Raw genomic sequence first — 4,722 nt, 5'->3', positions numbered from 1 at the left:
CACCCCTCCCGCCCCCAACTCCCCTGCCCAGCCCGGCGGTTACGGCTTCCCGCAGCAGCAGCCCGGGCAGCAGGGGCACCCCGGCGTACCCGCACAGCCGGCGCAGCCGCAGCCCGACGCCCAGAACCCGGCCGGCGTCCCTCAAGGAGCCCCGCAGGGCTTCGCCCCGCAGATCCCACAGCAGCCCCAGCATCCACAGCAGCCCCAAACCCCGCACCAGCCGCCCGTAGACCCCCGAGCCGGCACTGCCTGGCCGCAGCCCGTGCAGCATGACCAGCGGCAGCCCACCAATCCCGGTGCCGCGCCGCTCGGTTACACCGCGGCCGTGGAACTGTCCTCCGACCGGCTGCTCAACAACAAGCGGCAGAAGCCGAAGAGCGGCCGGCCGACCGCGGGCTCGCGGTTCAAGCTCGGCGGCAAGAAGGAAGAGGCCGAGCGGCTGCAGAAGCTCCAGCTGATCCGGACGCCGGTGCTGTCCTGCTACCGCATCGCCGTCATCAGCCTCAAGGGCGGCGTCGGCAAGACCACGACGACCACCGCGCTGGGCTCCACCCTCGCCAGTGAGCGGCAGGACAAGATCCTCGCGATCGACGCGAACCCGGACGCCGGTACGCTCGGCCGCCGCGTACGCCGCGAGACCGGGGCCACCATCCGTGACCTCGTCCAGGCGATCCCGTACCTCAACTCGTACATGGACATCCGGCGGTTCACCTCGCAGGCCGCCTCCGGCCTGGAGATCATCGCCAACGACGTCGACCCGGCCGTGTCCACGACCTTCAACGACGAGGACTACCGGCGCGCGATCGACGTCCTGGGCAAGCAGTACCCGATCATCCTCACCGACTCGGGCACCGGTCTGCTGTACAGCGCCATGCGCGGTGTGCTCGACCTCGCCGACCAGCTCATCATCATCTCGACGCCGTCCGTGGACGGTGCGAGCAGCGCCAGTACGACGTTGGACTGGCTGTCCGCGCACGGGTACGCGGACCTCGTCTCCCGGTCCATCACCGTCATCTCGGGTGTGCGCGAGACCGGGAAGATGATCAAGGTCGAGGACATCGTGACGCACTTCGAGACCCGGTGCCGGGGCGTGGTCGTCGTTCCCTTCGACGAGCACCTGGCTGCCGGTGCCGAGGTCGACCTCGACATGATGCGGCCCAAGGTACGGGAGGCGTACTTCAACCTCGCGGCCATGGTCGCCGAGGACTTCGTCCGCCACCAGCAGATGCACGGTCTGTGGACGAGCGACGGCAACCCGCCGCCCGTGGCCGCGCCACCGCTCCCGGGCCAGCCCATGCCGGGACAGCCCCCGGCGGGCCAGCCGTACCAGCAGCCGGGCCAGCCCTACGCGCAGCCGGGACACCCAGGACAACCGGCGCACCCGGCTCAGCCCCCCGCCCACCCCGGCCAGCCGCAGCCGTACCAGCAGCCCGGCCAGCCCTACCCACAGCCTGGCCAGCCGTACCAGCAGCCGGGCGCCCAGCCCTACCCCCAGCCCGGCCACTCCCAGCAGCCGCAGCCCGGTCAGCAGCCGCCCCAGGGCCAACAGCCGCCCCAGCAGTAACCACAGCCACCACACACAAAGGGCGGCCGGTGCCCCGCAGGCACCGGCCGCCCTTCGGCGTCGTACACGACTACTGGCGTCGTACGCCCGACTACTGCGCCGCCGCGACCAGCTCCCGGCACTTCTTCACGTCGTCGGCCATCTGCTCGAGCAGGGCCTCCAGGGTGTCGAACTTCGCCTGTCCGCGTACGAAGGCCAGGAAGTCGACGGCGACATGGAGCCCGTACAGGTCCAGCCCCACCCGGTCGATGGCGTAGGCCTCGACCGTGCGCGCCGTGCCGTCGAACTGGGGATTGGTGCCCACGGAGATCGCGGCCGGCATCGCCTAGCATGCCACGTGCAGCCAGCCCGCGTAGACCCCGTCGGCCGGGATGGCGGTGTGCGGCAGCGTCTCGACGTTCGCCGTCGGGAAGCCCAGCTCGCGGCCTCGCTGGGCGCCGCGCACGACCACGCCCTCGACCCGGTGCGGACGCCCGAGGATCTCCGCGGCGCCCTCGACGTCGCCCTCGGCGACCAGGCGCCGGGTCAGCGTCGAGGAGAAGGGCTCCCCGCCGCCCGCCTCGCCGGTCACGTACAGATCCACGACCTCGACCTCGAAGTCGTAGACCTTGCCCTGCTCGGCGAGGAAGTCCACGTTGCCCGCGGCCTTGTGGCCGAAGCGGAAGTTGGGGCCCTCGACGACCGCCTTGGCGTGCAGCTTGTCGACCAGGACCTTGACGACGAAGTCGGCCGGCGACAGCTTCGAGAACTCCGTCGTGAAGGGGAGGATGAGGACCGCGTCCACGCCCAGCTCCGCCATCAGTTCGGCGCGGCGGTGGTGCGGGGCGAGCAGCGGGGGGTGGCTGCCGGGGCGGACGACCTCGCTGGGGTGCGGGTCGAAGGTGACGACGACGGTGGGAACGCCCAGCTCGCGGGCGCGTTCCACGGCATGCCGGATGATCAGCTGGTGTCCGCGGTGGACACCGTCGTAGGAGCCGATGGTGACGACGCTGCGTCCCCAGTCCTCGGGGATGTCCTCCAAGCCACGCCAGCGCTGCACTGTGACCGCTCCTCGAACCCGTGTCGGTACTTGCCGTCTACCTCTTACGCAGGTCTAAGGGTGCCATGCCGCGGGGGTCCGGCCCGCATCGGCATGGGGGCTGTGACCTGACGCACGTGCCGGTCCGCGGTCATGCGGGGACCCGGACGCCGGCCAGGTTCTCGATCATCCGGCGGGTGCTGGGGCCGACCACCACGGCCCAGTCCTGGGGGGCGTCGGCCAGCCAGCCCGCGGCCCGTGCGGCGAAGCCCGGCACCTCGCGGCCGAGGTCGACGAGGGCGCGGTCGAAGAGGGTGGCTCCGTTCGGGGTGCGGACCAGGAGCAGGCCGGTGTCGCGGACGAGGTCGCCCAAGTCGTCGGCGTCGTGCCGGGCGGCGGCGCGCAGCAGCGACTCCAGGACGGCGGGCGCGCGCTCGTGGGCGAGGAGGAAGGCGCGCAGTTCGCGGCGGAGGGGGCCGGGGCCGGCAAGCACGGCGGCGAGTGCGGTCCGCACCGGCTCCGGGCCGCCGTCCAGTACGCCGGTGACCAGCGGGAACAGTACGGTCCGGGCGAGGGGGCCCTGGTCGAGGCGCCGGTCGACGTACGCGGCGACGGCCGCGGCACGGTCGGGGCGCCGCGCCACGGCGTCCCGTACGAGGTCGGCGACCCGGCGGGCCAGCGCCGGTGTCGTGACATCGGCGAGCGCGAGCAGTGCCGCCCCGGCGTCCGGCCGGTGCAGCCGGGTGCGGAAGGCGTCGAGGACGGCCTCCGGGTGGGTGGGCAGGGCCGCGGCCAGCGCGCTGGGCGGCAGCTGGGGATCGCCCGCCGCGAAGTGTTCGAGCGCCCGCGGGAGGTGGCGGGCGCGGGAGCGCGGATCCCATACGAGGATGCCGAGCGCACCCCCTTGCAGCGTGCCGTCGGCAGGGCGGGCGAGCAGCGTGAGGGCCGCGTAGCGCAGGAGCTGCCGGTCGGCCTCGGTGCGCGCGTGCGGGGCGGCGCGCAGTCCGTACGCCACCGCCGCCACCCGCCGCGCGGGCCGCTCGTCGTGCGCCCACCGGTCGACCGCCCGGCACACGGCGGACGGCTCCTCCTCGGCGAGTACGGCGAGCAGCTCGTCGCCGCGCAGATGCGCGCTGTCCACGAGCACCTCGGTGAGGTCGTCCAGTGCCCGGTGCCGGTGCGTGTACAGCAGCGCCTGCGCGGCCGTGGCAACAGTGGCGTGCGGGGTCGCGGGCAACGGCCACTCGTCGTCGAACCAGCGGGCGAGATGCGGTTGTACGGCGGTGGGGTCGGCGGCGAGGAGGTGTGCGGCCGCGTCGAGGTACCGGGCGCCACCGGCGGTGGTGTCGGCGCGGACGAGCCGGCGCAGCAGGTCGAGACGCTCGGCCTCCGGCAGCGGCAGGTCCGTCCACAAGGCGGGCCCGAACTCCGCGGGGACGGACCGCTGTTGCCGCCGCCAGTCGGCGATACCGTCGGCAAGTATCCGCAGGACACCGACGTACGGCGTGGCGTCCGGCACCCCGCGCAGGACCTCTGCGAGCAGACGGGCGGCCCACCAGGAGCGCGGGTCGGCGTCCAGGGCGTGCACCAGCTCCTCCAGGCGGCGGGCGAGTTGGCGGGTGCCCTGCTGGCGGGCGACGAGGAGGAAGGCCTGGACGACGGGGCCGATGCGGTGGTGCGGAACGGGGAGGGGGTGCGGGGTGTGCGGGGTGAGGGGGCGGTGGACCAGGGCGCGCAGCGCCTCGTCGAGGTCGAGGTGTGTGCCCTGGATCCAGTCGGCGAGCTCCTCGTGCGCGAAGCGGTAGCCGGTGCCGGCGGGGACGAGGAGGCCTTCGGTGAGGACGGCGGCCGCCCAGCCGGTTCCGCCGCCGAGCCGAGCGGGTGCGGGTCCCCACGGGAAGAGGGCCTCGAACGACTCCCGGTCCAGTTCGCCCTGTCCGGGGCCGAGGCTGCGCCGGGCGGCCTCGTGGACCTGCCCGGCCACTCTCGCCGAGAGGCGCCGTACGGCGGTGCCGCGCAGGCGGTTCTCGGCGGCGAGCCGGACCGCGACACGCAGGCACATCAGGTCGAGGTAGGCGGAGAGGACGTCGTGCCGGTCCACGGGGGTGGCGACGGGGGCGTCCGGGAGGGCGGCGCGGAC

At 73.7% G+C, this 4,722-nt stretch carries 1 protein-coding gene and 2 pseudogenes; 1 reads left to right on the top strand and 2 read right to left on the bottom strand.

Annotated features, from left to right (window positions below):
* The coding region (locus ACTWQJ_RS46635) for a MinD/ParA family ATP-binding protein (RefSeq protein ID WP_443312445.1) at window positions 1-1,564 on the top strand (1,564 nt) is incomplete at its 5' end.
* Window positions 1,565-1,655: 91 nt separating this feature from the next.
* Here ACTWQJ_RS46635 and ACTWQJ_RS46630 read toward each other — a convergent pair.
* Window positions 1,656-2,603, bottom strand: a pseudogene (locus tag ACTWQJ_RS46630) (bifunctional riboflavin kinase/FAD synthetase).
* A 130-nt stretch (window positions 2,604-2,733) separates the two neighbouring features.
* A pseudogene (locus tag ACTWQJ_RS46625) lies at window positions 2,734-4,722 on the bottom strand (serine protease); the annotation flags it as partial.

Origin of the sequence: Streptomyces sp. KR55 (genome assembly GCF_052245645.1) — a bacterium.
GTDB lineage: Bacteria > Actinomycetota > Actinomycetes > Streptomycetales > Streptomycetaceae > Streptomyces > Streptomyces flavusporus.
Note: the sequence above shows the minus strand (reverse complement) of the source record. Positions and strands in the feature narration are given on the sequence as shown.